General features: G+C 74.6%; 1 protein-coding gene. It reads left to right on the plus strand.

The features are described from left to right. Positions 1–1,565: non-ribosomal peptide synthetase (locus tag ABFX54_RS56505; RefSeq protein ID WP_346115595.1), on the plus strand; the 1,565-nt coding region annotated here is incomplete at both ends.

The raw sequence follows: 1,565 nt of genomic DNA on the forward strand, positions 1-1,565 counted from the left end.
CGAGGCGCTGCAGCCGGTGCGCGACACCAGCAGGACGCCGCTCTTCCAGGTGGGCTTCAACCTGCTGCCGATGGCGTCGCGGGGGCAGTTCCCGAACGGCACCGCCCAGCTCGACCTGAACGTGGACGTGGTCAGGACGGCCGACGGGGCCGGCGTCTACCTGGAGTACAGCACCGACCTGTTCGACGCCGGCACGATCGCCCGGCTGGCCGGCGCGTACCGGCTGATCCTGGAGGCCGCCGCCGCGGATCCGGGCATCCGGCTGTCGGAGCTGCCGCTGATGACCGCCGAGCGACGGCGCGAGCTGCTGACCGGCTGGAACGACACCGCCGCGCCGTACCCGGACCGGACCCTGCACGAGCTCGTCGCCGAGCAGGCGGCGCGCACCCCCGACGCGGTGGCGGTGCGGGCGCAGGACGGGGTGGAGCTCACCTACGCCGAGCTCGACGCCCGTACGGCGGCGCTGGCCGCGCGGCTGGCGGCCAGGGGGGTCGGGGCGGAGTCGTGCGTGGCGCTGTGCCTGCCGCGCGGGGTGCACCAGATCGTGGCGCTGCTCGCGGTGCTCAGGGCGGGCGGGTGCTATCTGCCGCTGGACGTGGCGTATCCGGCGGAGCGGCTGGCGTACCTGCTGGCCGACTCGGGGGCGGAGCTGCTGCTCACGGACTCGGCCTGCCTCGACCGGCTGCCGGCCGAACGTCCTGCTGAGCTGCTGCTGGACGTGCCCGGCTCCGACGTGGCAGGGCCTTCGCCGCTGCCGGGGGTGGGGCCCGACAATCTGGCGTACCTCATCTACACCTCCGGCTCCACCGGCCGCCCCAAGGGGGTGCAGGTGCCGCATCGGGGCGTGGTCAACCTGGTCACCGACGTGATCCGGCGGCTGGGCGGCGGCAGCGCGCTGTTCATGACCTCGCTCTCGTTCGACATCGCGGCGCTGGAGATCTTCACGCCGCTGCTGTCCGGCGGCACGCTCGTGATCGCCCCCGAGGACGCCGCCCGTACGCCGAAAGAGATCCGCCAGGCGGCGGAGGACGCTGACCTGGTCCAGCTCACCCCGTCCGTCGCGAGCGTGGCGCTGGAGCACCTGCCGGCCGGACTGCCGCGCGCCATCCTCGGCGGCGAGCCCCTGCCCCCCGACCTGGCCGCCCGCCTGCTGACGGTCACCGACGAGCTGTGGAACTTCTACGGGCCCACCGAGACGACGATCTGGTCGACCGCGTACCGGGTGCCGGGCTCCCCCGAGACGATGCGCATCGGCCGGCCGGTGGCGAACACGACCGTGTACGTGGTGGACGGCGGCCTGCGTCCGGTGCCGGTGGGCGTGCCGGGCGAGCTGCTGATCGGCGGGGACGGCGTCACCCGCGGCTACCACGGCCGGGCCGGGCTCACGGCGGAGCGGTTCGTCCCCGATCCGTTCGGGCCGCCGGGCGGGCGTCTCTACCGCACCGGGGACCTGGCCCGGTGGCATCCCGACGGAACCCTGGAATGCCTGGGCCGCCTGGACGACCAGGTGAAGGTGCGCGGCGTCCGGATCGAGCCGGACGAGGTGGCCGCCGTGCTCGGCGAGC

The organism is Nonomuraea maheshkhaliensis (assembly GCF_039529435.1).
In the GTDB taxonomy this organism is placed as follows: Bacteria; Actinomycetota; Actinomycetes; order Streptosporangiales; family Streptosporangiaceae; genus Nonomuraea; species Nonomuraea maheshkhaliensis.